The sequence below is a fragment of the Microbacterium sp. JAI119 genome (assembly GCF_013410135.1).
In the GTDB taxonomy this organism is placed as follows: domain Bacteria; phylum Actinomycetota; class Actinomycetes; order Actinomycetales; family Microbacteriaceae; genus Microbacterium; species Microbacterium oxydans.
Genome location: NZ_JACCCK010000001.1, coordinates 555,859 through 580,277, shown reverse-complemented (window position 1 = coordinate 580,277; position 24,419 = coordinate 555,859). Strand labels below are relative to the sequence as shown.

Annotated in this window: 23 protein-coding genes; 10 read left to right on the top strand and 13 right to left on the bottom strand. The window is 68.4% G+C overall.

What is annotated here, in order from left to right:
- Nucleotides 1-96: 96 nt before the first annotated feature.
- Nucleotides 97-462, top strand: a complete 366-nt coding sequence (locus HDC31_RS02725; RefSeq protein WP_046747643.1) for a helix-turn-helix domain-containing protein — start codon at nt 97-99, stop codon at nt 460-462.
- 41 nt (nt 463-503) lie between these two features.
- On the opposite strand, the gene HDC31_RS02720 is transcribed toward HDC31_RS02725, so the two are convergent.
- Nucleotides 504-1,355, bottom strand: a complete 852-nt coding sequence (locus HDC31_RS02720) for a hypothetical protein (RefSeq protein WP_113681067.1) — start codon at nt 1,353-1,355, stop codon at nt 504-506.
- A 27-nt stretch (nt 1,356-1,382) separates the two neighbouring features.
- A complete protein-coding gene (locus tag HDC31_RS02715; protein ID WP_113681068.1) occupies nt 1,383-1,763 on the bottom strand; it encodes a hypothetical protein in 381 nt (126 codons plus the stop codon).
- A gap of 125 nt (nt 1,764-1,888) precedes the next feature.
- Here HDC31_RS02715 and HDC31_RS02710 point away from each other — a divergent pair, with 125 nt between their 5' ends.
- From HDC31_RS02710 to HDC31_RS02700, 3 genes are read left to right on the top strand one after another with little or no spacing between them, the layout of a single operon-like run.
- Nucleotides 1,889-2,554 carry a response regulator transcription factor gene (locus tag HDC31_RS02710; protein WP_061016657.1) on the top strand — a complete coding sequence of 222 codons (666 nt, stop codon included), beginning with the start codon at nt 1,889-1,891 and terminating at the stop codon, nt 2,552-2,554.
- Nucleotides 2,551-3,936 carry a HAMP domain-containing sensor histidine kinase gene (locus HDC31_RS02705; protein ID WP_113681069.1) on the top strand — a complete coding sequence of 462 codons (1,386 nt, stop codon included), beginning with the start codon at nt 2,551-2,553 and terminating at the stop codon, nt 3,934-3,936. The genes HDC31_RS02710 and HDC31_RS02705 overlap by 4 nt, the downstream gene beginning before the upstream one ends.
- 59 nt (nt 3,937-3,995) lie before the next feature.
- Entirely contained in the window at nt 3,996-5,243 is a 1,248-nt protein-coding gene (locus HDC31_RS02700) for an LCP family protein (protein ID WP_113681070.1), read from the top strand.
- A 15-nt stretch (nt 5,244-5,258) separates the two neighbouring features.
- On the opposite strand, the gene HDC31_RS02695 is transcribed toward HDC31_RS02700, so the two are convergent.
- The 7 genes from HDC31_RS02695 to HDC31_RS02665 form a co-directional block, all read right to left on the bottom strand.
- Nucleotides 5,259-6,557: an MFS transporter gene (locus HDC31_RS02695; protein ID WP_113681071.1), complete on the bottom strand. Its 1,299-nt coding sequence runs from the start codon at nt 6,555-6,557 to the stop codon at nt 5,259-5,261.
- Between the two features lie 137 nt (nt 6,558-6,694).
- A complete protein-coding gene (locus HDC31_RS02690; RefSeq protein ID WP_308472268.1) occupies nt 6,695-10,813 on the bottom strand; it encodes a PQQ-dependent sugar dehydrogenase in 4,119 nt (1,372 codons plus the stop codon).
- Between the two features lie 261 nt (nt 10,814-11,074).
- Nucleotides 11,075-11,827 (bottom strand): ABC transporter ATP-binding protein, encoded by a 753-nt coding sequence (locus tag HDC31_RS02685; RefSeq protein ID WP_046747639.1) that lies wholly within the window; start codon nt 11,825-11,827, stop codon nt 11,075-11,077.
- Nucleotides 11,817-12,596 (bottom strand): ABC transporter ATP-binding protein, encoded by a 780-nt coding sequence (locus tag HDC31_RS02680; protein WP_046747638.1) that lies wholly within the window; start codon nt 12,594-12,596, stop codon nt 11,817-11,819. The genes HDC31_RS02685 and HDC31_RS02680 overlap by 11 nt, the downstream gene beginning before the upstream one ends.
- Nucleotides 12,593-13,708: a branched-chain amino acid ABC transporter permease gene (locus HDC31_RS02675; RefSeq protein WP_257021918.1), complete on the bottom strand. Its 1,116-nt coding sequence runs from the start codon at nt 13,706-13,708 to the stop codon at nt 12,593-12,595. Before HDC31_RS02675 ends, HDC31_RS02680 begins: the two co-directional genes overlap by 4 nt.
- A complete protein-coding gene (locus tag HDC31_RS02670) occupies nt 13,692-14,576 on the bottom strand; it encodes a branched-chain amino acid ABC transporter permease (protein WP_046747637.1) in 885 nt (294 codons plus the stop codon). The genes HDC31_RS02675 and HDC31_RS02670 overlap by 17 nt, the downstream gene beginning before the upstream one ends.
- Before the next feature lie 7 nt (nt 14,577-14,583).
- On the bottom strand, nt 14,584-15,819 hold the full coding sequence (locus HDC31_RS02665) for an amino acid ABC transporter substrate-binding protein (RefSeq protein ID WP_058630709.1): 1,236 nt from the start codon (nt 15,817-15,819) through the stop codon (nt 14,584-14,586).
- Between the two features lie 127 nt (nt 15,820-15,946).
- Here HDC31_RS02665 and HDC31_RS02660 point away from each other — a divergent pair, with 127 nt between their 5' ends.
- Entirely contained in the window at nt 15,947-16,975 is a 1,029-nt protein-coding gene (locus tag HDC31_RS02660; RefSeq protein ID WP_113681073.1) for a LacI family DNA-binding transcriptional regulator, read from the top strand.
- A 47-nt stretch (nt 16,976-17,022) separates the two neighbouring features.
- Here the strand turns inward: HDC31_RS02660 and HDC31_RS02655 are convergent, their stop codons facing one another.
- On the bottom strand, nt 17,023-18,525 hold the full coding sequence (locus tag HDC31_RS02655; RefSeq protein WP_113681074.1) for an arylsulfatase: 1,503 nt from the start codon (nt 18,523-18,525) through the stop codon (nt 17,023-17,025).
- 87 nt (nt 18,526-18,612) lie between these two features.
- The gene (locus HDC31_RS02650) at nt 18,613-19,506 is read right to left on the bottom strand and encodes a formylglycine-generating enzyme family protein (RefSeq protein WP_179516081.1); all 894 of its coding nucleotides are present in this window, start codon (nt 19,504-19,506) and stop codon (nt 18,613-18,615) included.
- A gap of 77 nt (nt 19,507-19,583) precedes the next feature.
- Here HDC31_RS02650 and HDC31_RS02645 point away from each other — a divergent pair, with 77 nt between their 5' ends.
- Nucleotides 19,584-19,895 (top strand): NIPSNAP family protein, encoded by a 312-nt coding sequence (locus HDC31_RS02645; protein ID WP_046747632.1) that lies wholly within the window; start codon nt 19,584-19,586, stop codon nt 19,893-19,895.
- Between the two features lie 2 nt (nt 19,896-19,897).
- The gene (locus tag HDC31_RS02640) at nt 19,898-20,470 is read left to right on the top strand and encodes a GNAT family N-acetyltransferase (RefSeq protein ID WP_179515797.1); all 573 of its coding nucleotides are present in this window, start codon (nt 19,898-19,900) and stop codon (nt 20,468-20,470) included.
- Nucleotides 20,471-20,519: 49 nt separating this feature from the next.
- On the opposite strand, the gene HDC31_RS02635 is transcribed toward HDC31_RS02640, so the two are convergent.
- Complete coding sequence (locus HDC31_RS02635; protein ID WP_113681077.1) at nt 20,520-21,020, bottom strand: MarR family winged helix-turn-helix transcriptional regulator; 501 nt, start codon at nt 21,018-21,020, stop codon at nt 20,520-20,522.
- Nucleotides 21,021-21,116: 96 nt separating this feature from the next.
- Between HDC31_RS02635 and HDC31_RS02630 the strand changes: the two genes are divergently transcribed.
- Nucleotides 21,117-22,217, top strand: a complete 1,101-nt coding sequence (locus HDC31_RS02630; RefSeq protein ID WP_179516080.1) for an LLM class flavin-dependent oxidoreductase — start codon at nt 21,117-21,119, stop codon at nt 22,215-22,217.
- A gap of 11 nt (nt 22,218-22,228) precedes the next feature.
- Nucleotides 22,229-22,882, top strand: coding sequence for an NADPH-dependent F420 reductase (locus HDC31_RS02625; protein ID WP_113681078.1), 654 nt, complete (start codon nt 22,229-22,231; stop codon nt 22,880-22,882).
- On the opposite strand, the gene HDC31_RS02620 is transcribed toward HDC31_RS02625, so the two are convergent.
- Nucleotides 22,883-23,710: an SDR family NAD(P)-dependent oxidoreductase gene (locus HDC31_RS02620; protein ID WP_179515796.1), complete on the bottom strand. Its 828-nt coding sequence runs from the start codon at nt 23,708-23,710 to the stop codon at nt 22,883-22,885.
- Between the two features lie 122 nt (nt 23,711-23,832).
- Here HDC31_RS02620 and HDC31_RS02615 point away from each other — a divergent pair, with 122 nt between their 5' ends.
- Nucleotides 23,833-24,387 carry a hypothetical protein gene (locus HDC31_RS02615; protein ID WP_058630715.1) on the top strand — a complete coding sequence of 185 codons (555 nt, stop codon included), beginning with the start codon at nt 23,833-23,835 and terminating at the stop codon, nt 24,385-24,387.
- The last annotated feature ends 32 nt before the right edge of the window (nt 24,388-24,419 follow it).

Genomic DNA, 24,419 nt, shown 5'->3' with positions numbered 1-24,419 from the left:
CTCAGTCTGTAAAGTACAGACAGAAGCTGCAAGTACTGTCATTTCTGTCATGTACTGACACTTCGGATACCGAGAAGGACGACAGAGGAGCGTGCGATGCGGGAGAAGACCGAGCGGATCGTGCGCGAGTGGTCGGAGTCATGCGATGCGGAAGTGTCCATCGCTGTGCTCGGCGGCGCCTGGAAACCGAGCATCCTCACGCTGCTGGGCGAGCACGAGGTGCTGCGGTTCGGGGAACTCGGCCGCCTGTTGGAGAACCCGACAGCCCGCGTGCTCACCCGACAGCTGCGCGAGCTGGAGGAAGACGGCCTCATCACCCGCACCGTCTACCGGCAGGTGCCGCCGAAGGTCGAGTACCGCCTCAGCGAGCTGGGCACGAGCGCGACGCCCCTGCTCGTCGAGTTGACGCGGTGGGGCACGCAGTACGCCGAGCAGCAGCGCGCTGCGACGACCGTCTCCTGAGCCCGCGGTGTGAGTTCGCGGGGTGGGTTAGCGGGGGCCGGTCACTCGCTGTCGAGGAAAACCCCGACGCGATCGGCCTCGTACACGAACTGCAGCGCCGTCCCGTCGGGGAAGCGCTCGGTCAGCTCCTTGGGCATGTTGGTGTCGAACGGCACCTCGACGGTCGCGGGGAACGCGCCGACGGCGCACCCCGTGTACATGGGCCCGTCGTAGGTCCAGCCGTTGGACGAGTCGAAGTCGTCCTTGTCCGGCACCTGATCCGCTCTGGCCACCGTGAGGCAGTCCGAGCCGACCGAACCGTTGTAGTAACCGCCTGAGCTCTCCACGATGACCAACCCGTAGAAGTCGAACACCGCGGAGCTCGGACCCACCCCCATCCATCCGGCCGGGATCACCACGTCGGAGGTCGCGTCGAGCGTGGCGATCTGCGGAGCGCCGGCGGAGGAGGCGACGGGGGTGACCTTCACCAGGGCGAACGTGACGGCAGCCGACATCGCTGCCGCCGCGACGATCGCGACCACCCACAGGATCCTCGTCGTGCGCACCGAGAACCACGCCGCCAGACGCTCGGCGGGTTCCGCCGTCGGCGGGGCCGCATCGGCGTCGTCGGCCGAGGTGTCGAAGACGCCGAGCGCATCGCCTTCCGCGTCCTCGGGCTGTCGCCTCGACCGTCTGGCGCGGCTCACCGGTTCCGCAGCGCGCGTCGGCTCCGAGTCGATGGTCTCCATCGCCGGTGCGGGCGGGACGACGTCCTCGGCCCTGGGCCTCGGCTGTCTCCGTGCCTCCAGCTGCTGGAGCCGTCGGAGTGCGGCGGGATCGTCCTCGATGTCCGCCGTCGGACCATAGGCGCGGGCCCGGAGGGCGCGAAGCTCTTCATCAGCCGCAGTGCTCATCTCCGGCATCGTCTCACACGGCGGAGCTCAGCCGCAGAACGCCGAGGCCGAGTCCTTGAGCTGTTCGATCGCTTCGACCGTCTCCGGAGCCTGCAGGTCTGTCATGCCGCCGATCTGCGTGACGCCGGAGCGGATCAGATCGCCCAGCTGTCCGTCGACGTTCGCCGCGATCCCCTCGAGCGAGGCGACGAGGTCGTCGCGTGCGGCGTCGGCCTGCTCGGCCGAGACCGCGCCCTGATCGAGCAGCGCCTGGTACTGCCCGTAGGCATCGTCGATCGTGGTGCAGGTCGCCTGCACGTCGATCCCGACGGCGTCGCCCGCCATCTGCGTGACCTGCGAGCAGCCGGCGAGCGCCCCGGCACCGAGTCCGGCAGCGAGGACGAGAGGAAGGACCACGATTCGGCGCATGGCACGAGGGTAGCCGCTCGACCTGACGAGCCCCTGCGACCCGCCTCGGCGCCTCTGCTCGGAGCCTATGCACGGGCGCCGCCGTCTATCATCGCAAGCGCGCGGTGTCCGGGAGGTGGGGTGGGATGAAGATCATGCTCGTGGACGACGACGCGGAGATCCGTCTCGGTTTCACCACCGCGCTGCGACGTCGCGGTCACACCGTCGAGACCGCCGAGGACGTCGCCTCCGCACGCCTGCTCGCGGAACGCACGACCCCCGACGTCGCGATCATCGACGTCATGCTCCCCGACGGCGACGGGTTCTCGCTGTGTCGGGAGATCCGGGCGCGCTGGGGCTTCCCCACCGTGATGCTGACCGCCCGTGACGAGGATGCCGACGTCGTCGTCGGTCTCGACGCGGGAGCGGACGATTACATCGCCAAGCCGGTCAGCGTGGCCGTGCTCGAGGCACGTCTTCGGACGGTTCTGCGTCGCAGCTCCCGGCTCACCGCGGAGCCGCTGCGGGTCGGATCCCTCGAGCTGCACGAGGACTCGGCGGAAGCCCTGGCGGGGGGCGAGGCCCTGCCGCTGAGCGCGACCGAGTTCCGCCTGCTGCATGAGCTGGCGCTGAACGACGGGCACACCCTCAGCCGTTCGCGCCTGATCGACGCCGTCTGGGCGCAGTCACCGCCCGACACCTCCCGCGTCGTCGACACCGCCATCCAGCGGCTGCGTGCGAAGCTGACCGCTGCGAACGTCGCGACTCCGCAGCTGGAGACCGTGCGCGGGATCGGATACCGGCTGCGATGACGGCCCGTCGCCGGCTCACGCTCCGCACCGCCATCGCCCTCGCCCTCATCGGCAGCACGGTCGCCGTCTCCGTCCTCGTCACCGGCGTCGTCGTCTTCACCGCGGGCAGGATCGTCTACGAGTCCAGGCAGCAGGGTCTGCTCGATGAGTTCTCGACGACGGCGGATGCCCTGTTCACGTCCATCTCCACGGTGTCTCCCGAAGACACGTGGAGCTACTATGCCGAGATCCTCCCCGGCGAGACGGTCATCATCGACCTCGGCAGTGGCCGCAGCGCGGGCGAACTCCGACCGGATCAGGTGCCGGGCGCCCTGCGCATCGACGACAGCCGCCGCTCCGGCGAGGTGACCTCGCTGATGACCACGCTCGACGACCGAGAGGTGTTCTTCGTCTCCGTCGTCCGCGACGACCTCCCCCAGGACCCGAGCGGCCGCCTCGCCGTGGTCACCGCGTACTCGATGCAGCCGCAGCAGGAGCAGGTGCGGGAGCTGGTCGTCTCCGGGGTGCTCCTCAGCGCGGGCGTCGTGGTCCTCGTCGTCCTGCTCGAGCGCCTGCTGGGCGGTGCGCTGACGCGTCCGCTCCGCCGCCTCGTCGACACGGCGCGGGCTGTGGGCTCCGGCGAGGGCCCTCCGGCGTGGAAGCCGTCGTTCGACGACGTCGACCGTGTGGCCGACGCACTCCGCCTCTCTTCAGAACGCCTGGGCGACACCATCAGGCGGCTTCGACAGCGCGAGGCGGAGTCGAGGCAGCTCGTGAGCGACGTCGCCCACGAGCTGCGCACCCCCCTCACCTCGATGATGGCGGTCGACGAGATGCTCGACGACGACGAGCAGACGACGGCCGAGGAGCGAGCGGTCGCCACAGCGGTCGTGCGCACGGGGACGCGCCGACTGCACACCCTGATCGAGCACCTGCTCGAGCTCTCCCGCCTCGACGCCGGAGTCGCACGCGTGCACCGCACGACCGTGGTGCTGCACGACCTGCTCGCCGATGTGGTCGACACGACGGGAGTCGACGTCGACGAGCTGTCGGTCGCGCCGAGCCTGCGACTGCGTACCGATGCGGCACGACTGCACACCGTGGTGGCCAATCTGCTCACGAACGCCTCCCGCCACGGGCGCCCGCCGGTCGTCATCCGCGTGCGGGAGGACGGTGACGTGCTGCACATCGACGTCGGCGACCACGGGCCCGGCATCGCCGGCGCCGACAGCGAGCGGGTGTTCGACCGGTTCGTCACGACGGATCGGTCGCGCTCAGACGGCGCCGGGACCGGACTCGGACTCGCGATCGCTCGTGACAACGCCCGCCTCCTCGGCGGTGATCTCGCGCTGCTGTCCGGATCCCCGGGCGCGACCTTCCGGGTGACCGTTCCTCGGCTGTGACACTCGTGTGACATTCGTGCTCGACACTGGCTGCTCGCCGATGCCGAGAGGTCTTCCCCATGAGTCTTCCCCCGCTTCCAGCTCTGAGCCGACGGCGCCGGAGGCGCCTCCGGCGCTTCCTCACCCTGGCCGCCGTCGCGGTCCTGGTCATCGGCGGGGGCACGGTGGCCGTCGCGGCGCTCCGGCTGTCCCAGAACGTCACCACGGTCGAACTGCACCCCGCCCGTACGGATGAGCCTCCCGTCGTGGCGGATTTCGACGGCGCATTCGATGTGCTGCTCGTCGGCTCGGACGGCCGCGCGGGGCAGGGAGCCCAGTACGGAGAGGGCGGAGACGTCGAAGGCAGCCGGAACGACGTCACCCTGCTGCTGCACGTGAACGACGCTCACGACGCGGCGACCGTGATCTCCTTCCCCCGCGATCTGCTCGTCGACATGCCCTCCTGCAGCGATCCTGACACCGGGAAGACGTGGGCTGCGGGGCACCGGGTGCAGTTCAACGAGTCGCTCTCCCGCGGCGGGCTGGGCTGCGTCGCCTCGACGGTCACGGCCCTCACCGGTATCGATCTCGCCTACGCGGCGGAGATCAGCTTCACGGGCGTGATCGATGCCTCGAACGCCGTCGGCGGCGTGCCGATCTGCTTCGCCGGCCCCGTCCACGATCGCCACTCCGGACTGGAGATCCCCGAGGCCGGGACCTACGACCTCAGCGGCGAGCAGGCCCTGGCGCTTCTGCGTTCGCGCTACGGCATCGGGGACGGGAGCGATCTGGCTCGCATCTCGACCCAGCAGGTGTTCCTCTCCTCGCTCGTGCGGACGCTCCGTGACCAGTCGACCCTGACCGACCCGGTGAAGCTGTACGGCATCGCAGACGCGGCGACCAGGAATATGACGCTGTCGACCCCGCTCGCCGACCTCGGCACGCTCGCCTCGATGGCGAAGGTGTTCAGCGACCTGCCGCTCGAGAACATCGCGTTCGTGTCGTACCCGCACCTTCCCGCGGGTGACCGCGTCGTCCCCGACGAGCAGTCGGCCGCCGCGCTGATGGAGCGGGTGATCTCCGGTGAGACGGTGAGCATCAGCTCCGACCACACCGGCCGTGGCAGCGAGCTCTCCCCGCCGGCCACCCCGCCGTCCGCCGACTCCGAGGACGCGGAGACGACGCCACCGGAGACGACAAAGCCCGATACGACACCGCCCGATACGACACCGCACGATACGACACACCCCGATGCGAACACCCTGCCGTCGAACGTCGACGGGCAGAGCGCGGCCCAGGACACCTGCGTGCGTCCGAACGTCAGATAGCGCCGCCGCGACAGGTCAGTGGTCGCGTGCGGGTGGATCGAGCGGGACGCGGGAGTTCAGGATGAGCAGCGCGACGCCCCCGACGGCGGAGATCGCGGCGGGGATCCAGAACAACTGGGGAAGGCCGAGCCACAGCGAGCCGATGCTTCCCACGAAGCCTCCGACGGCGGCGTTGATCGCATAGGAGCTCATGAAGACGCTCGTGGCCATGCCGACGCGGGTGGGGACCAAGCGTTGGGCCACGGTGATGCCCAGCACTCCGAAGGTCGCGATCACGCCTGCCATCAGCACCTGCCCCACGAGGAGCGGGACGATGTGCGGCGTGATCTGGCCCGCCGCAGCATAGGAGATGTGCGCGGCGACCGCCATCAGCGCACCGGCCGTGAGCACGCGGGCGAGGCCGAAGCGCGTCGCGAGTCGTGCGGCGAACGGCATGAGGAGGAGCTCGACGAGGGGCTGGAAGCCGATGATCGCCCCGCGCACGCCGGCGTCGACGCGCAGCTCGCCGTCCATGTACAGCGGCAGGTAGGCGAGCTTCACGGTCTCACCGCACATGATGAGCACGTAGATCGCGGTGAAGACCAGGAGCGGCAACATGGAGCGCGGGTGCGGAACGGGCGGCTCGGTGGGCGAGGAGACGGCCTGGCCTGGCTCACGGATCGGCGTGGACAGCGCCCGCCGTGCCGCGGCCGAGTCGGACTTCACACCGATGAGCGGCACGAGCGAGAGCAGCACGCAGAGGCCGGTCACGAGCAGCAGGGGACGCAGACCGATGACAGCGCCAAGGACGGCGCCGATGACCGGCCCGACGATCCACCCGAACGCCATGGCCATCCGCATCACGGCGACGACCTCGTTGTCGGCGGGCGTCGGCCTGCGGTTGAGCTCGTCCCGCACCGCGGCCTGCAACTGCGCCGCCCCCGCTCCGGCTGTGCTCAGCAGCAGCATGTTGATGGCGAACGGCATCCACGCCTGCATGGCGACCGCCATCAGGACCCATCCGAGGAACCCCGCGATGGCGGAGAGCCGGAAGACCAGCAGTCGCGAGCCGGCGCGGTCGGACAGTGAGCCCACGAGGTATCCGGCGATCGGCGCGGTGAGGTTGGTCAGGAAGTAGAGGCCGGCCTGAGCCGTGGACAGATGCAGCTCCCCCACGAGGAACAGCGTGATCTGCGGGACGGTGACGGAGATCCCGATACCGGAGATGACCAGGCTGATGAAGACTCCGCGCAGGAGCCGGGAGCGGAGGATGTAGCGCGACGCGGACAGCGGTCTGCTCGACGATTCCGCGGTCTCCGAAAGCCGAGATGCCACGCAGAACCATCCTCGTGTGCCGTGCGAAAGGGGGGAACGGCCATGCTATCGAGGACGGAGCGCGTGGAGACTCGAGCCGGCGGTGCCGGCTCGAGTCTCCACTGCCGCTGTCCGGACTGCTGCTGTCCGGACGCCCGCTATCCGGCTGCGGCCGTGAGCGTGAACGGGACGGTCGCGGCGTTTCCCGCGACGTCGTACACGACCAGGGTGTTCGCCCCGGCGACGGCTCCGAAGGCTCCGGGCTTCACGAAGTTGAGGTCGGACCAGACGTTGTCCGTCAGATCCTTCGCCACCCCGTTGAGGGTCAGTCGATCCACCTTGCCTGCGTCGTGGAGCTTGTACGACACCAGACTGTGGGCGCCGTCGGCCCCGACGGTGAACTGTCCGCCGTCCTTGACCGTGACCGTGGGGGCGGTGACATCGAGCGTGAAGTTCACGGTGGTCGTGTTGCCGGCCACGTCGTGCACAACGAGCGTGTTCGAGCCTTCCACTGCGCCGAACGCCCCTGGCACGACGCCGTTCAGGTCGGACCAGACATCGTTCGTCAGATCCTTCTCGACGCCGTTGAGCGTCAGCCGATCGATCTTGCCGGCATCCTGGAGCTTGAACGACACCTTGCTGTAGACGCCGTCACGTCCGACCGTGAAGTCGGGCCCGCTCTTGACGGTCGCGATGGGTGCGGTGGTGTCCTCGGCAGCGGCCGTGACCGAGAGGTCGCGAAGACGCCCGAAGTTGTCGAACGAGCCGAAGCCCACCCGCCCCTCGGGGAAGGTCTTGTCGTTCGCGGTCATCAGCGGGGTGTCGAGCCCGTCGACGTAGACGGCGATGTCGCCGCTGTCGGCACAACGGAGCACGCGCACGTCGTGCCACTCCTCGTCGGTGACCGCCGGCGGTGCACCGACAGCGCCGTCCCACTGGTCGTCGATCCGCTCCCGGTCGGCCTTGTCCACCTTGAAGATGCCGTTGTGCGGGTAGATCGAGTTGTCCTGCGAGAGGTGCGCGTAGTAGTACTCCGTGTCCGACTTCCACCCGAAGACGATGATGACGTCGCGGTTGTTGACCGATGCCTTCTCGTCCAGCCGCACCTGCCCGGTGAGGTCGAACGAGCCGAGCTCTTCACCCTGCGTGAGCACGGCGTACTCGAACGGTCGGCGGATCCCGTCGTTCGGGTTGGTTCCCGCCTCGGTGAGCACGACCTCGTCACCGGGGAAACTCCACTTGGCCGGAGTCCGCGGCGCCCAGTCGTCCTTCGCCATCACATCGGTGAGGGTCTCCCCGTCCGGAGTGCACGCGGGCGGGGCCGGCGGCACGACGGGCGGCACCGCGTACAGCGCGTACTGCGCGGCGACCTGTTCCGGCGTCGGCACCGTGTCGAGCAGCATGATGTCATCCATCCGTCCGTTGAACGGGTTGGCCTCCTTCGTGTTCTGCGGGAAGCTCCCGCCGATCTTGATGCCGGCCGGCGCGGTGTCTGACGTGGACCCCTCTCCCCACGGATTCGCCGCGGTGTACTTCCCCGCGAGTTCCTCGCCGTTCATGAACAGCTTCATCTCACCCGCGGCGAAGTCGAAGGTCGCGGCGAGATGCACCCACTGCCCCTTCTTGAGGATCTCGTTCCAGGGCAGGTCAGCCGCGAACGTCCAGGAGCCGGCACCGTCGACGCGGCGCCCGAGTGCCACGAGCTTGAGTTCGCCGTCGACGGTGATGACCTCGAGCAGCGCCCGCACGGCATGTCCGTCGGAGGTGCCGGTGAGCACGCCCGCGAGGCCGATGGCGTTGTACACGTCGTCGGGATTCGCGGTCCCCGAGTTCAGGGCCGGGTGGTCACCGGTCGGTTTGAACCAGCCCATGACGGACGCCTTGTCGGTATCGGCGAATCGGTCGAGCGACTCCACACCCTTCGCGTCGTAGATGCCCGCCTTCCAGTCGTCGTTCGAGGCGGTGCGCGGACTCATCTGCTGCGTCTGCAGCGCCTCGCCCGCACCCGGGTAGGCGCGATCCGCGACCCGCATCTCCACCCCGCCGTTGATCAGCGAGATGGGGGTGCCGGAGCGTCCCTGGTCGAGCTCGACCGTCGGCTTCGCGGCATCCGGGTGATCGAAGTCGTGATGCGTGACGAGGTTCGGCGCGAGCGCCGGGAGGACGAACGGGTTGGCCGGCTCATCGACCGAACGCGCACCCGTCACCTTCCAGATCTTGCCGTTCGCCTTGGACACCAGGTAGAGCTCGCCGTCGGCATCGGAGCCGAACCGCAGGTCGACACGCTTGTCGCCCACCAGCTCCTGGAACGTGGTCTCGACGCCGTCGGCGAAGACCCGCAGCTCCTCGATCGTGGCGAGGTCGGCGATGTCGCCGTCACCTCGCACCATCTCCTCCGCATCGGTGGACAGCACCCAGCCGCGCACCAGATCGGTGAAGAGGTAGCGCCCCTGCAGCTCGGGGATCTCGCCGCGGTAGACGAACCCGCCGTTCACGGCCACTCCCGCATCGCCGGTCTGACCGGGGTCGCGGTTGTGGTCGTAGGCGGCCACCGGGTAGGTGTAGCCGTTCTCGGCATCGTCCTCCGGCAGCGGGAAGATCTGTCGGTTCTCCGCCAGGAAGGAGCCTTCGCGCACCGACCAGCCGAAGTTGTCTCCCGGTTCGACGGCATAGATCGACTCGACCTGCCATTCGCCGATGTGCGCGAGGTACATGGTGTGATCGCCCTCGGTGTCCCAGCTGATGCGGTGCGGGTCGCGCATGCCGACGGCGTAGATCTCGGGAAGAGCACCGGACTCGTCGACGAACGGGTTGTCCCCCGGCACGCCGTACTCGCCGTTCTCGCTGTCGTCGCCTGTCGGATTCACGCGCAGGATCTTCCCCTGCGGCGTCGCCAGGTCCTGCGGGTTGCCGTTGCCTACACCGTTGCCGCCGTCGCCGACGAGGATGTACAGGTTGCCGTAGTCGGCGTCGCCCGCGGAAACGGTCGGGTTGAACGCGATCTGCTGCACGGTGTGCACGCGTCCGGCGAAGGGGATCCGCATGACCTCGCGGTGCGTTCCCGAGAAGGTCTCAGCGGAGGGATCGCTCGCCTTCCATTCGGTGATCACGCTGTGGAATGCCGTGGTGCCGAAGGCCGGGAAGTCGGGAGTGTCTTCGGTCAGCGCCGTGCCGCCCTCGGTGTGAACGGTGTAGAACAGCCCGTTCTCGGCGAAGTCGGGGTGGAACTCGGCGGATCCGAGACCCGTTCCGAGCCCCGCGCTGTTGTGGAAGTTGTCGATGAACTCGTTGCGGACGTTGAGGTACGGCACGTACTCGCCCGATTCCTTGTCGACCAGGTAGAGGATGTCGTTGTTGTCGGGGACCATCAGCCGACCGGAGTCGTCCGGCACCTCATCGAGGTGCGTGATGCGGTTGTGGCGCACCAGGCGCTGGTCCTGCGTGGCCGGCGTCGTCTGCGACTTCGGCAGCTGCGCGAGCTCGGTCACCTCGATGCCGAGGTCGGCGAGTGCGGGGTCGGGAAGCGGGTTGAGCAGTGGCTCGCTCGCCGTGTCGCCGGGCGCGCAGTCGCCGGGGTTGCCCGTCGCGATCGCAAGGTTCTCCCCGGTGTTGTCGACCGCGACGTCGTCGAGGAGCAGGCGCCCCGTGCTCGTGGCGCCGTTCTTCCAGAAGAACCGGTCGAGCGCGCCGTTCACGGCCTGCCGGAAGCCGAACTGCTGCTCTGTCCCCTCCGGGAGGCGGGTCTGCGCCTCGTACGCGCCACCCTGGCTGTACACGGTGACCTTGTCGGTCGCGTTGTCGGCGACGATCCACACGCACTGCCAGGCGTCCTTCGACCACACGCCGGCGGGCTTGAAGGCGCCGCCGTCGCGCACGCGCAGCACGTCGTCGTTCTGGTTGTTCACGTAGGCCCGGCTGTGCGCGTAGTCGTTCGGGGCATCCACGTCGGTGAGCCCGAACGAGGTGTCGACGCTGCCGGTGCGCAGGAACCGGAAGAACAGCGTGCCGGTGTCTCCTTCCGCGATGGCGGGGATGGCGCGGTACGACTGCTGCCCTCCCCCGACGGACTCGACGACCTGATTGTTGCCGTTCAACGGGTCGGCGATCACGCGAGGGGCGCCCGACGCCGCCCATCCGTCCTGGCCGTTCAGCGCCACGCGCTCGTACGTCTCGAAGTCGATCAGCTCGGTGAAAGGCTCCGCTGCGGTCGCGGGCGTCGCGGTCAGCAGGGCTCCGACGACGGCCGCTGCAGCGACCAGCGCACCTGTTCGTCGCACCCCGAAGGATCGAGGGGGTGGTGCCGCCGACCGGGTGCTCGAGCTTGCGGGTCGCATGATTCGTTCGTGCATCAGAAACCTCTCAACGTCGTCGTCGTGCGGTGTCGTGCCGATGGTTCGTGCCCCTTCCCCGGGGCGGCACTGCAGCGGGGAAGACGTGAAGCAGTAATGCAGTTCGGGGCGGAAGCGCTCTCGCAAGCGCTTCCGCCGAATGGACGAGAAAGGCGGAAGGAGGCAGCGACTGCCTCCTTCCGCCGAGGATCAGCCCGCGTCGGCGACCGAAGGTTTGCCGCCGAGATACAGTGCGGCCAGGGTCGGGTCGGCGAGCAGCTCGGACGCGGGGCCCGAGATGTGCACCCGGCCGAGGTCGAGGACGCACCCGATGTCGGCGGTCTCGAGGGCCCGCCGCGCATTCTGCTCCACGAGCAGCACGGCGGTCCCTGCGTCGCGCATCCGCACGATCTGCTCAAACACCTTCTCGGTCGTCTTCGGGTCGAGCCCCATCGACGGCTCATCGAGCAGAACCACCTTGGGGCTGACCATGAGCGACCGCGCGAACTCCACCTGCTTCTGCTGACCGCCGGACAGGAGGCCCGCGAGCTGCTTCCACCGCTCCCCCACGATGGGGAAGAGGTTCTGCACGAACTCGACGCGCTCCTGGATGACCTTCTGGTCCTTCAGGGTGAAGGCACCCAGCATCACGTTCTCGCCGACCGTCATCTCGCGGAAGACGCTGTGCCCCTGCAAGACGTGCGCGAGTCCGTGACGCAGCATGGACTGCGGTCCCTCGCCCGTGATGTCCCGGCCGTCGACGGTGATGTGTCCGGATCGGGGCTTGAGCATGCCGCTGGCCACCTTGAGCACGGTCGACTTGCCGGCGCCGTTCGGGCCGACCAGGCACACCACCGATCCCGGTGGCACTTCGACCGTGAGACCCCTGAGCACAAGAGCGGCACGTCCGTAGCCCGCCTCGATGTCACGCAGCTCGAGCAGGTTCTTCGTTTCAGACTCCAAGGTAGGCCTCCAGGACTCGCGGGTCTTGCTGGATGATCTCCGGCGTTCCCTCGGCGATCTGGCGACCGCGGTCGAACACCACGACGTGATCGCACAGGCTCATGACCATCTCCATGTTGTGCTCGACGATGATGAACGTCTTGCCCTCGTCGTTGAGCTCGCGCACCAGGGTGGCGATGCGTCCGATGAGGGCGGGGTTCACACCTCCGGCCGGCTCGTCGAGCATGATCGTGTCGGGTTCGCCCATGAGCACGCCGGCCAGTTCGAGCAGCTTCTGCTGGCCGTAGCTGAGGTTGCGCGCCTCGGCGTGCTCGAGGTGGTCGATGCCGACGCGCCGCAGCCAACCGCGCGCCCGCTCCAGCTCATCGGGGTCGTGGGCCGAGCGCAGCTGCTGACGGATGCTCGTGCTGCGCACGGCCACGAGCAGGTTCTCCATCACCGTCATGCGGGGGAACACCCGGCACAGCTGGAAGCTGCGTCCGATGCCCGCGCGTGCGATGCGGTCGGGTGACTTGCGCGTGATCGCCTGTCCTCGATAGCGCACTTCTCCGGAGTCCGGCTTGATCATGCCGGTCACGCAGTTGAAGAAGGTGGTCTTCCCGGAGCCGTTCGGCCCGATCAGGCCGTTGACCTTGCCCTCCTGGAACGTGACCGTGGCGCCGTCGACCGCTGTGACGCCGCCGAACGACTTCGTCATCGCGACGGTGCTGAGGCTCTCGAGCGTGGCTGTGGGCTGGGCGGCTGTGTGCTGAGCCGTGGGGGCATTCATGACGACGTCTCCTTCGTCGAGGCATCCGCTGTTCCCGTCCTGTTCTGCTCCAGCAGCTCGCCCGCGGTCACCTCACGGATCGAGGCGGCGCTCGACGACCGGGTGAAGAGGCCCTTCACCGCCGGGATGATGCCGTCCGGCATGAAGAGCACGACGATGCCGAGCAGGATGCCCGTCGCGATCAGGTGGAACTGCGTGTCGCCGAACTCGAGCTTGAAGTACTCCAGCGCGATGCCGACGACGACCGCTCCGAGCAGGGGACCGAGGAGGTTCCGCACCCCGCCGAGCAGCGCCATCAGCACCATGTACGAGCCGATCAGGATCGAGAACTGGAAGATCGGATCCAGGTCGCCGAACCAGAGGGCGTAGAGTCCGCCGCCGAGCGAGACGAACAGGGCCGACAGCACGTAGGCGATCAGCTTGTACCTCGTCGTCGGCACGCCCAGCGCCTGGGCTTTGTCCTCGTCTTCGCGGATGGACTTCAGCGCCGTGCCGAACTTCGACCGGTCGATGATCCACCACGCCACGAGGGCCACCGCGAGGAGGCCGGCGAACAGATAGTAGAAGATGCGGTGGTGCTCCGGCCGCAGCACGTCGAAAGGACGCGGGACGTTCAGTCCCTCCGATCCGCCGGTCACATCCCGCCAGCTCTGGAACACCAGGAGCATGATCAGCACGAAGGCGATCGAGACGATCACGAACGAGGCTCCGCGCACGCGGAGGGCCGCGATACCGATCGGGATCGCGATGACCGCCACGAGGACCGCGGCCAGGATCCAGGCCAGGAATCCCGGGAGGTCGAGGTACTTGATCAGCAGCCCGGTGCCATAGGCTCCGAGCCCGAAGTAGGCGGCGTGGCCGAGGGAGATGTACCCCGTGAAGCCGCCCATGAAGTTCCACCCGGTCGACAGCACGGCGTAGTTGAGGATCACCACGCCCGCCGACAGGATGTAGGGGTTCGGGGCGATGGTGGGGAACGAGAGGACGAGCGCCGCCCCCACGATCAGGAGGACGATGTTCACCCACTTCGTGGAGGTCCTGCGGACCGGGGCGGGTGGAGCGATCACGACCGTCTCGGTGGCGATCGGCTCTCGGCTAGAAACGCTGGGCAAGACGACCTCCGAAGAAACCTTGCGGACGGAACATGAGCGTGGCGAACAGGGCGACGTAGAAGATCGTCTGCGCCCACGTCGGCCCCAGCGGGAGCTGGAGCAGGCTCTGCGCGACCCCGAGCACGAGGGCGGCGATGGCGGCACCGGGGATGCTGCCGAGGCCGCCGACGACGATGATCGCCATGAGCGGGCCGATCCAGTGCCAGTGCAGCGAGGGGTAGATCGTGGCGTCGAGCGAGAGCGCGGTGCCCCCGATCGCCGCCGTCGCGAGTCCGAGCCCGAATCCGTAGCCGGCGACGCGGTCGGTGTTGATGCCGACCAGCCGTGCAGCCTCGGGGTGCTGGATCGTCGCCCGCAGCGCCTGGCCGAACTTGGTGTACTTGAGCAGCACGAACAGGAGGGCGAGGGCCACGGCCGCGAGACCGAAGGCGATGAGCTTGACCACCGGAACCTGCGCGCCGAAGACCTCGAGGCTCGCGCTCGCGTACGGCAGCGGGATGCGGCGTTGGGTGCCGGAGAAGAAGAACCCGAGCGCTCCCTCGATGATGAGCGCCACCGCGAAGGTGAGCAGCACCGACATCATGGTCAGCGTCAGGGGCTTGAGCCTCGACACCAGCAGACGCTGCATCACGACGCCGGTCACGAAGAACAGCGGCACGGTGACCACGAGCGACACCAGCGGATCGATGCCCGTCTCCCGGTTGAACCACCAGGCGAGGTAGGCGGCCAGGATGAGGAAGGCCGAGTGCGCGATCATGACGACGCGCATGATCCCGAAGTACAGCGTGAGCCCGGCCGCCAGGAGGGCGTAGAGCCCTCCCAGCAGGATGCCGAGGATCAGGCTTTGCAGCAGCAGTGCTCCACTCACGCGCAGATCACCACGTCGGCTTCGGGTACAGGAAGTCGGCTTCCTTGACGTCCTCGGGGAGGACGATCAGGATCTCGCCGTCGATCCACTGCTGGATGAGGTGGGCGCCGGTGGGCTTGCCCGTCTCGTCCCAGCTGAGGGGACCGACGACCGTCTCGACCTCGTTGTCGCGCAACCAGTCGATGAGCTTCTGCTGGCAGTCGCCCTGCTCGGCGCAGCCCACGGCCTCCACCGCCGCCGCGACGACCTGACCGGTCGTATAGGCGTTCGCCTCATCCTCGGATGGCGGGTTACCGTGCATCTCGGTGTACTTCTCGACGAACTCGACGTTGCTCGGGAACTGCGACTTCGGCGAGTAGCCGGTCGGCGCCAGGATCCCCTCGGTCGCGCCGCCGATCGCCGAAGCGAACTCCGGGTTGGTGGGAGCGGTGGAGAACGCGGCGAGCTCGGGCTGATAGTTCAGCTGCTGCAGCGCGATGATCAGGTTGACCGCGTCCTGGTACTGCGTCCCGCCGATCACGATGTCGGCGTTCGACTGCGCGATCTTCGCGGCGATCGTGGAGAAGTCGGTGGTGTTGGGCGGATAGACCTCGTTCACGAGGATCTCGACGCCCGCATCCTCGAGCTTGTCGCGCAGACCATAGGCGGTGCCCTGCGCGAAGGGGTCGTCCATCGCCGCGACGGCCGCGGTCTCGGGACGCTGGTCCTCGGGAAGGGCCAGCAGGTACTCGGCGAGGTTGTTGTAGTGGTCGTTCGCGATCGCGGGGGCGGCGTAGAAGAGGTTGTCGAAGCCCTGCTCGAAGACCTCCTCTGCGGCACCGGCCGGCTCGACGAACAACATGCCGTACTCCTGCGCGACGCGGGCGGAGGGGACGACGAGACGAGTCGAGAACGGGCCGAACACGAGGTCGACGCCGTCCTGCGCTATCAGCGACTCGTAGTCGGAGACGACCCGGTCGGCGTTGGACTGGTCGTCGAGGATCTTCAGCTCGACCTGCCGCCCGAGCAGTCCGCCGTTCTCGTTGACGATGTCGCGCCAGGCTTCGTACCCGCGCTCGACGCCCTTCCCCGGCTCCGAGAAGTCTCCGGTGAGGGGAAGCGAGATGCCGATGACGATGGGATCGTCGGCGCCACCTCCCCCACCCTGGTCGCCGGTTCCGGAACAGGCCGTAACCGTGAGCGCGGCGATCGAGAGCGTTCCGATCGCCGCAGCGATCCGTCGACCGTGTCTGGGTGCAGTCATCCGAGTCTCCTACGTCATCGTAGCGAAAGCGCTTTCGTAAGCGCTTCCGCCACTATAGTGGGACGGAAGAACGAAGAGCAACCTACAGCGCAATCAGCGTCGATCTTGCTCCTCAGGGGGAGGCTTCGTGAAGCGTGAGGGCGCGCCACGACTCATCGACGTGGCCGAGGCTGCCGGGGTCTCCCTGGCGAGTGCCTCCCGAGCGATGACCGGCGGCTCGGGCATCTCCCCCGAGGTGGCGGCACACGTGCGCGTGATCGCGAAGCAGCTCGGCTATGAGCCGAACATGCACGCACGGGGCCTGGCCGGCGGGCTCGTGCCGACCATCGGACTCGTGGTGCACGAGATCGGCGACCCGTACTTCTCCGACATCGCCAGCGGCGTCATCCGCAGTGCGACCCTCGAGAACCGCTCGGTGCAGATCGCGCAGGCCGACCGCACACCCGACAGCGAGCTCGCCCAGGTGAAGTCGCTGCTGCGTCAGCGCGTCGGCTCGATCATCATCGCGGGTTCCGGGTACGCCGACTCCGATCGCGAGCAGGGCATGTCCGAAGCGCTCCTCGACTTCACCCTCGCCGGCGGACGCGCCGCGGTCATCGGTCGACACCACCTCCCCGTCGACGCCGTGCTGCCGGACAACCACGGCGCCGGCGTCTCCGTCGGGCGTCACCTGGCCGGGCTGGGGCACCGCAGGATCGGCGTCGTCGCCGGCCCCCTCGACCTCAACACGGTCGCCGACCGCATCGCCGGTCTGCGCGAGGGCACCGACGGCACCGGCGTGGAGCTCACCGTCATCTCGCGCGCGTTCACCCGCGAAGGCGGCATCGAGGGCGCAAGGGAGCTGCTCGATCGCGACGTCACGGCCATCGTCGGGCTCAACGACGCCATGGCCATCGGCATCCTCAGCGAGCTGCGACAGCACGGCATCCGCGTGCCAGAGGAGATGTCCGTCGTCGGGTTCGACGACATCGCCGTGGCCGCCGATGTGGCCCCGGCGCTCACGACTGCGCGGATCCCCATGTTCGACATGGGCCAGCACGCGGTGTCCCTCATCCTCCGACCCGCGAGCGATGAGGCGCGCACGATCGAGACCACGCACGAGCTGATCGTGCGGGGCTCCTCCGGCCCACCGCGCACTGCTCCCATCGCGATATGACAGCCCCAGTCCGACTTCTGGCTGTCATATCGCGACGGGAGCAGTCCTCAGGAGGCGCCCGCGGTCGATGACTCCAGCTTCGACATCACCTGATTGATCGTGAAGGACGCCGACTTCTGACGGGCGGGGAACTCGGCGAGGGACTGCAGCATCCGGCCCACGTAGGCCTGCGCCGGCACGAACAGGAAGACGTGGTCGAGCACCCAGTCCCAGTAGGTGTTCGAGGTGATGTCCGCGCGCTCATACGGGTCGGTGCGCAGGTTGAACAACTTCGGGAATCTCAGCTCGATGTACGGTTCCTGCCAGACCTGCAGCGTTCCCGCGGCGCGCTGCTCGAGGAACACGAGCTTCCAGTTCTCGAAGCGCAGGGCCGTGAGATCGCCGTCGTCGGAGACGTAGAAGAAGTGCCGACGCGGACTGTGCTCGACGGCGCCGGTGATGTAGTCGAGCTGGTCATGACCATCGAGGTGCACTGTGAACTGCTCGCCGTGCAGCTCGGTCCCCGCTGCCAGCCTCTCCGCGATGTCACCGTCACCCACGGCCGCCAGCAGCGTCACGAACCAGTCGTTGTGGCTCACGATGCCGTTGAGAGTCGTCCCCGCCGGGATGCGTCCGGGCCAGCGGACCATCGCCGGCACTCGATACGCGCCCTCCCAGTTGGAGTTCTTCTCGTTGCGGAACGGCGTCATGCCCGCGTCCGGCCAGCTGTTCATGTGGGGTCCGTTGTCGGTGGAGTACATCACGATGGTGTTCTCGGCGAGGCCGAGCTCGTCGAGAAGGTCGAGCAGACTGCCGACGACGTCGTCGTGATCGAGCATCGTGTCGTGGTAGTTCGACTGCCAGCGGCCGGCACGCCCCTTGCTCTCCTCCTTGGTGTGGGTGCGGAAGTGCATATGCGTGGAGTTGAACCAGACGAAGAAGGGAGTGTCGTCCTCTGCCTGGGTACGGATGAAGTCGGCCGCCGCGTCGCGGAACTCCTCGTCGACCGTCTCCATCCGCTTCTTCGTCAGGGGGCCGGTGTCCTCGATGCGCTGGGTGCCGTCGCCGTTCGCCCAGGAATGGATGACGCCGCGCGGACGGAACCGCTCGCTGAAGCCCGGGAACTCCTCGTCGGTCGGGTAGTCCGGGTGCTCCGGCTCCTCCTCGGCGTTGAGGTGATACAGGTTGCCGAAGAACTCGTCGAAGCCGTGCGCCGTCGGCAGGTGCTCGTCGCGGTCACCGAGGTGGTTCTTGCCGAACTGTCCCGTCGCGTAGCCGTGGTGCTTGAGTGCGTCGGCGATCGTGGGGTCTTCGGGCTGCAGTCCCAGCTTCGCCCCCGGCATCCCGACCTTGGTGAGTCCGGTGCGGTACGGGTTCTGCCCCGTGATGAAGGCCGCGCGCCCGGCGGTGCAGCTCTGCTCGCCGTAGTAGTCGGTGAACTTCACGCCCTCGTCGGCGATCCGGTCGATGTTGGGGGTCCGATAGCCCATCAGACCATCGGAGTAGGTGCTCAGGTTGCTGATGCCGATGTCATCGCCCCAGATGATGAGGATGTTGGGCTTCTCAGCCATGGGAGACTCCTTGCTTCAACCGGTGAGGCGAGGGCGATCACCCTCGGTCGAAGCCAAACAGTTCCCCTCACGGAAACCCAGCGGGTCTCACTCGGAGCGGGTGAGCCGGAACCCGATGTGCGACATGCCCGTGTCCTCGGCCTGCGGCGAGCGCGCCGCCGGCCGGAAGCGCAGGCAGTAGTCGGGCGAGCAGAGGTGCGATCCGCCTTTGAGAACGCGGCGCGGGATGTCGGGGAATCCCTCCTGCGCGCTCGCGGCGGCCAGGAGGTTCGTGCGCTTGCCGGCATCGACGGGGGTGTCCGAAAGGCGGAGGTGGCGCGGGGTGTAGAAGTCGGTCGTCCACTCCCAGACGTTCGCGATCATGTCGTAGAGGCCGTAGCCGTTCGGAGGGTACGAGCCGACCGGGGCCGTGCCGCCCACCCCCTGGTTGTCGTAGGGGAAGCGTCCGAGCCACGAGTTCGCCTGCGCGACGCCGCCCGGGTAGGCCTCGTCACCCCATGCGAAACGTGCACCCTCGAGACCGCCGCGGGCCGCGTACTCGTGCTCGGCCTCGGTGGGCAGTCGCATCCCCACCCAGTCGGCGTACGCGACCGCATCCTCGAACGCGACGTGCACGACCGGATGCTGCAGCCGGTCGTCGATCGACGAGTCAGGGCCGAACGGCCGACGCCAGTACGCTCCCGGCTGCCAGCGCCACCAGTTGCGCCAGTCCCCGAGGTTCGTCGGGCCCGACGTCGGCGTGAACACCATGGCCCCGGGCACGAGGTCGGCCGGATCCGCACCGGCGAAGGCCGCGGGATCGAGTGGACGCTCCGCGACCGTGACGTACCCGGTCGCATCGACGAACTCGGCGTACTGGGCGTTGGTCACCTGGTAACGATCGATGAAGAACGAGGCGACCTCGCGCTCGTGCACCGGGCGCTCATCGGGGTAGAAGTCCTCGGATCCCATCAGGAACGTACCGCCGGGGATGTGGACCATGTCGCGGGAGTTCGTCACGAGACCGAGCGTAGTGTCCGGTTCGCCCGCGGTCCGGGTGATCTGGGAAGATCATCCGCATGATCACCGTTCATCTGCGCTACGAGATCGATCCGGACAAGCTGGACGAGTTCACCGACTACGGCCGCACCTGGATCCGTCTCGTCGAGAAGCACGGCGGCACCCACCACGGCTACTTCCTGCCGAGCGAGGGCGACAGCGACGAGGCCTTCGCCCTGTTCACCTTCCCCTCCCTCGCGGAGTACGAGGTGTATCGGACGGCATCCAAGACCGATCCGGAGTGCATCGAGGCCTTCGACTTCGCGCGCAGGACGCAGTGCATCCGTCGATACGAGCGCCGCTTCCTCAGCCCGGTCTTCGACGGAGCGTAGGCGTGGACGCACCGGCCGTCGACGTCTCCGCGCTCACGGACGTCGCCACCCTGACCACCCCACGGCTGCGACTGAAACCGCTCGGCATCGCGCACATCGACGGCGTGTGGGAGGGGCTGTTCGACGAGGAGAGCATGCGGCTCACCGGCACGCGCCAGACGTTCACCCGCGAGGCGGTCGTGCGGCATCTCGAATCGATCGGCGGCAGGGACGACCGCGCGGACTGGGCGATCATCGACCTCGAGACCGGCGGGTACGTCGGCGAGGTCGTGCTCAACGAACTGGAGGTGGACGATGCGGCGATGAACTTCCGCATCGCCCTGAACCCCGGTCGCCTCGGACGCGGCTTCGGCACCGAGGCCACGCACGCCGTTCTCGACCACGCGTTCGACCGCATCCGGCTGCACCGCGTGAGTCTCGATGTCTTCTCGTTCAATCCCCGCGCCCAGCGCTCCTACGAGAAGGCCGGGTTCCGGTACGAAGGGCGGCAACGCCACACGCTGTTCTGGGACGGCGAGTGGGTCGACTCCATCCTCATGTCGGCGCTGAGCACGGACGAGCGCCCCGCACGCTGATCGGGAGGAGACGGAAGGTCGTCCGCCCAGGCGGGACCTCTGATCGGCGCTACCGCCGACCCGGCCCGTCGTCCCCGTCCTCCCTCTCGAGGTCGAGGTGCCGACGCAGGGCGGAGGTGATGTCGTCGAGGTTCGCGAGCTGCTCCGGGGACAGCGCGTCGACGAACACGTCGCGGATGGCGCGGAGGTGCGGCACGTTCGCGGACCGGAACGCGGCGGCGCCCTCGTCGGTGAGGTGCACCTCGACCCCGTGCACCCCGTCGGCACGTGGGGCCCGTCGCACGAGGCCCCTCTTCTCCATCCGCCTGAGGTGGTGCGAGAGGCGGCTGCGCTCCCAGTCGATGAGGGCAGCGAGCTCCGACGACCGCGCCGTGTGTCCTGGCGCTTCGCTCAGGGCGAGGAGCACCTGGTAATCGCCGGTGGAGAGCGCCGACGACGTCTGCAGTCGGGCGGCGAGTCGTTCCCGCAGCGTCGCTGACGTCTCGACGAAGCCTCGCCAGACGCGCAGCTGCTCGGGTGTCGGCGTACGGCGATGACGTTCGTCGGTCATGCGACCTCCCGGGAATTGATGTGTCAATCCTACGGTTGCAGCCTATTGACACGTCAATCCGGAGTGGCCGGTGACGCGAGAAAGGTCGTGGCGGACATGAAGGAACTCGAGTTCGGACTGAACTCCTTCGGCGAGGTGGCGACGGACGCAGGCCGGGTCATGTCCGACGGCGAGACGGTACGGCTGCTCATCGACGAGGCGCAGCTGGCGGAGTCCGTCGGCCTCGACGTGTTCAGCATCGGCGAGCACTACCGCGAGGGGCAGGTGGATTCCGCGACCCCCGTACTGCTGGCTGCCGCGGCGCAGGCGACGTCGACGATCGGGCTCGGCACGTCGGTGACCGTGCTGTCGACGCAGGATCCGGTGCGGCTGTACCAGGAGTTCGCCACGGTGGACGGCATCTCGAACGGCCGAGCGCAGCTCATCCTGGGGCGCGCATCGGCGATCGAGTCGTTCCCCCTCTTCGGCTACGACATCGCGGAGTACGAGCAGATCTTCGAGGAGAAGCTCGACCTGTTCCTGCGCCTGATGCGGGAGGACAGCGTCACCTGGAACGGCACCTACCGCAGTCCCCTGGAGAACGTGCGACTGCACCCTCGGATGCCGGAGGGCGGCATCCCCGCGTGGATCGGCATCGGCGGCAGCCCCGACTCCGTCATCCGTGCCGCCGAGCACGGGCTGCCCCTCATGATGGCGATCATCGGCGGTCGTCCTGAGCGGTTCGCCGGGCACGCACGCCTGTACCTGCGCGCACTGGAGCAGTTCGGTCGGCCCGAGCTCCCGATCGGGCAGCACTCGATCGGCCTGATCGCCGACACCGACGACGAGGCCAAGAACGTGCACTGGAAGTTCTGGGAGCCGGTCGTGACGCAGATGAGCAAGGAGCGCGGCTTCTATGCACCCACCCTCGAGCGCTACCGGGAGGAGGTCGACACCGGCGCCCTCTACGTCGGCTCCCCCGAGTCGGTCGCGCACAAGGTCGCGGCGGCCGTTCGCAGCAACCACCTGTCGCGGTTCGACCTGAAGTACGACATCATGCACCTGCCGAAGGATGTGCGGGAGCGCAGCATCCGTCTCTTCGGGGAGGTGGTCGCGCCGCGCGTGCGCGAACTGCTCGCGGAGGACCGGGGAGAGGGCGCGTTCGCCGACCCCGGTCTCGCCCGCATCACGAAGGACGGCAAGGCCGTCCACGCCTGAAGGAGAGCGTCATGAACGACACGATCGAGACCATCGGGATCCTCGGCGCCGGCAAGGTCGGCACCACGATCGCACGCCTGGCGCTGGCTTCGGGCTACCGCGTGCTCATCGCCGGCTCCGGCGCTCCGGAGCGCATCGCCCTGACCGTCGACGTGTTCGCCCCCGGTGCGGTCGCGACGACATCCGAGGAGGCGGCAGCCGGAGCGGACGCCGTGATCCTCGCTCTCCCGCTCGGCAAGTACCGCACCCTTCCGGTCGAGCAGCTGCGCGGCACGCTCGTGCTCGATGCCATGAACTATTGGTGGGAGACCGACGGCATCCGCGACGATCTGAGCGATCCGCGCACCTCGACCAGCGAGCTGGTGCAGGAGCACCTCTCGGGCGCACGCGTCGTGAAGGCACTGAACCACATGGGCTACCACGATCTGGAAGACGAGGCCCGACCGGCAGGAGCGCCGGGACGGAAGGCGATCGCCATCGCCGGGGACGACGCCTCGGACACCGCCGTCGTCGCGGCGCTCATCGACAGGCTCGGCTTCGATCCGGTGGTGATGGACACCCTGGCATCGGGAGCCGCATTGCAGCCGGGCACACGCGCCTTCGGCGCCGACGTCACGGCGGCGGAGCTGCGCGGGCTGATCCCGCAGCAGGTGGCGGCGCGGTGATCAGCCCGCGGCGATCCATGGGCGGGTGAAGTCGAGCACCGCGCCGCCGTCGGTGTCGGCGAGCGAGACGCCGACGAATCGCGTCGCCCCCTCCGAGCTCTGCCAACGGAACCGGTACTCGTCCGCCAGCGCTGCGGCGGCGATGGCGGACCCTGCCGATTCCGCTGTCTGCGCGTTCGCGAAGGCGCCGGTCGTCCGTGCGATGTACGCATCCAACAGCGCGCCGTAAGGTCCACCGCCTTCCGGACGCACGGCGTTCTCGACGAAGGCACTCGCGACTGCGGCCGGCTCGATCACGCTGACCCCCACGCCGAAGCGCTCGGCGACCACCGCCAGCGATTGCATGAATCCCTCCACGGCGAACTTCGCCCCGCAGTACGCATCGGCGAACGGCTGCCCGACGGCCCCGCCCACGCTCGTCACGGTGAGGATGCGACCGGTGCCGCGCTCGCGCATGCCGGGCAGCACGAGTTTGGCGAGGTTGACCGGTGCCAGGTAGTTCACGTCCAACTGCGCCTGGATCTGAGCCATCGTCAGCTGCTCCGCGGTGGCGACGCTCCCCTGCCCCGCGTTGTTCACCAGCACGCGGATACCGCCGAGCTCGGCCTCGACCTCGGCCACCAGACGTGCCGCCGCCCCGTGGTCGACCACGTCGAGGGCGCGCACGTCGAGCTCCACGCCGGCCACGGCCGCCGCCTCCCGCAGCGCTGCGGCCTTCCCCGTGTCGCGCATCGTGGCGACGACGTGCAGCCCGTGCCGTGCCAGCTCGACGGCGGCGTGCAGCCCCATGCCCGATGAAGTGCCGGTGATCAGTGCGATGTCGTTCATGGGGTGACTCTAGACCTGTCGCCGCCGACCGGGCGAGAGCCCACGGCTAGGATCCCAGGAGCGCGACGACGCGGCCCGTCAGCGGCCGATCACGACGCGCACCACCGACCATGGAGGCACCGATGCCCAGCTCCCCCCGCCTGCGCGCGAGCGCGCTCCTCCTCGCCGGAGTCCTGGCGTGCGCCGGGTGTTCCGCCGCGATCCCGAGCGCGCCGACGGCCGTCGGCGACGGCTTCCCCGGCACCTGCCTGCCTGCGGAGGTCTCGTGGCCCTCCGACTTCCTCGAATCCCTCCCCGGGGAGTCCGAGGCGATCGGCGGGCGCATCGTCGGCCTTCGCCTCGAGTGGGTCGACGGGGATTTCGTCTGGCGCCTGCGCAGCGCCGACACCCGGCACGACATGTTCGGCGAGCCGGTCGACGATCCGAGCTTCGGCAAGGAGTCCCTGGTCGATGTCCGCACGCTGGAGGTCATCGCCACGGGCGAGACCGAGCTCACCGCAGCGGAGCAGCAGATGGACGGCAGCAGCGCCTACAGCGCGGCCCAGCTCTCGGGTGAGACCTATCCGAGTCCGCTCATCGTCGAGATGGCGCGCGTCATGAAGGACGGCGCACCGTCGTGGCAGCTGACGATGTGCGATACCGCGACCAACGAGATGACCGTCACCACTCTCGACTGATGTGCGCGACGCCGTTTCTTCAGCTAACTTGC

Bases quoted from the DNA above. Each gene is read 5' to 3' on its own strand.
- HDC31_RS02710 (WP_061016657.1), top strand. From the start codon at position 1,889: ATGAAGATCATGCTCGTGGACGACGACGCGGAGATCCGTCTCGGTTTC.
- HDC31_RS02615 (WP_058630715.1), top strand. From the start codon at position 23,833: ATGCCCAGCTCCCCCCGCCTGCGCGCGAGCGCGCTCCTCCTCGCCGGA.
- HDC31_RS02625 (WP_113681078.1), top strand. From the start codon at position 22,229: ATGAACGACACGATCGAGACCATCGGGATCCTCGGCGCCGGCAAGGTC.
- HDC31_RS02705 (WP_113681069.1), top strand. From the start codon at position 2,551: ATGACGGCCCGTCGCCGGCTCACGCTCCGCACCGCCATCGCCCTCGCC.
- HDC31_RS02630 (WP_179516080.1), top strand. From the start codon at position 21,117: ATGAAGGAACTCGAGTTCGGACTGAACTCCTTCGGCGAGGTGGCGACG.
- HDC31_RS02680 (WP_046747638.1), bottom strand. From the start codon at position 12,596: ATGAATGCCCCCACGGCTCAGCACACAGCCGCCCAGCCCACAGCCACG.
- HDC31_RS02665 (WP_058630709.1), bottom strand. From the start codon at position 15,819: ATGACTGCACCCAGACACGGTCGACGGATCGCTGCGGCGATCGGAACG.
- HDC31_RS02620 (WP_179515796.1), bottom strand. From the start codon at position 23,710: ATGAACGACATCGCACTGATCACCGGCACTTCATCGGGCATGGGGCTG.
- HDC31_RS02725 (WP_046747643.1), top strand. From the start codon at position 97: ATGCGGGAGAAGACCGAGCGGATCGTGCGCGAGTGGTCGGAGTCATGC.
- HDC31_RS02645 (WP_046747632.1), top strand. From the start codon at position 19,584: ATGATCACCGTTCATCTGCGCTACGAGATCGATCCGGACAAGCTGGAC.
- HDC31_RS02635 (WP_113681077.1), bottom strand. From the start codon at position 21,020: ATGACCGACGAACGTCATCGCCGTACGCCGACACCCGAGCAGCTGCGC.
- HDC31_RS02655 (WP_113681074.1), bottom strand. From the start codon at position 18,525: ATGGCTGAGAAGCCCAACATCCTCATCATCTGGGGCGATGACATCGGC.
- HDC31_RS02715 (WP_113681068.1), bottom strand. From the start codon at position 1,763: ATGCGCCGAATCGTGGTCCTTCCTCTCGTCCTCGCTGCCGGACTCGGT.
- HDC31_RS02720 (WP_113681067.1), bottom strand. From the start codon at position 1,355: ATGAGCACTGCGGCTGATGAAGAGCTTCGCGCCCTCCGGGCCCGCGCC.
- HDC31_RS02700 (WP_113681070.1), top strand. From the start codon at position 3,996: ATGAGTCTTCCCCCGCTTCCAGCTCTGAGCCGACGGCGCCGGAGGCGC.
- HDC31_RS02650 (WP_179516081.1), bottom strand. From the start codon at position 19,506: ATGGTCCACATCCCCGGCGGTACGTTCCTGATGGGATCCGAGGACTTC.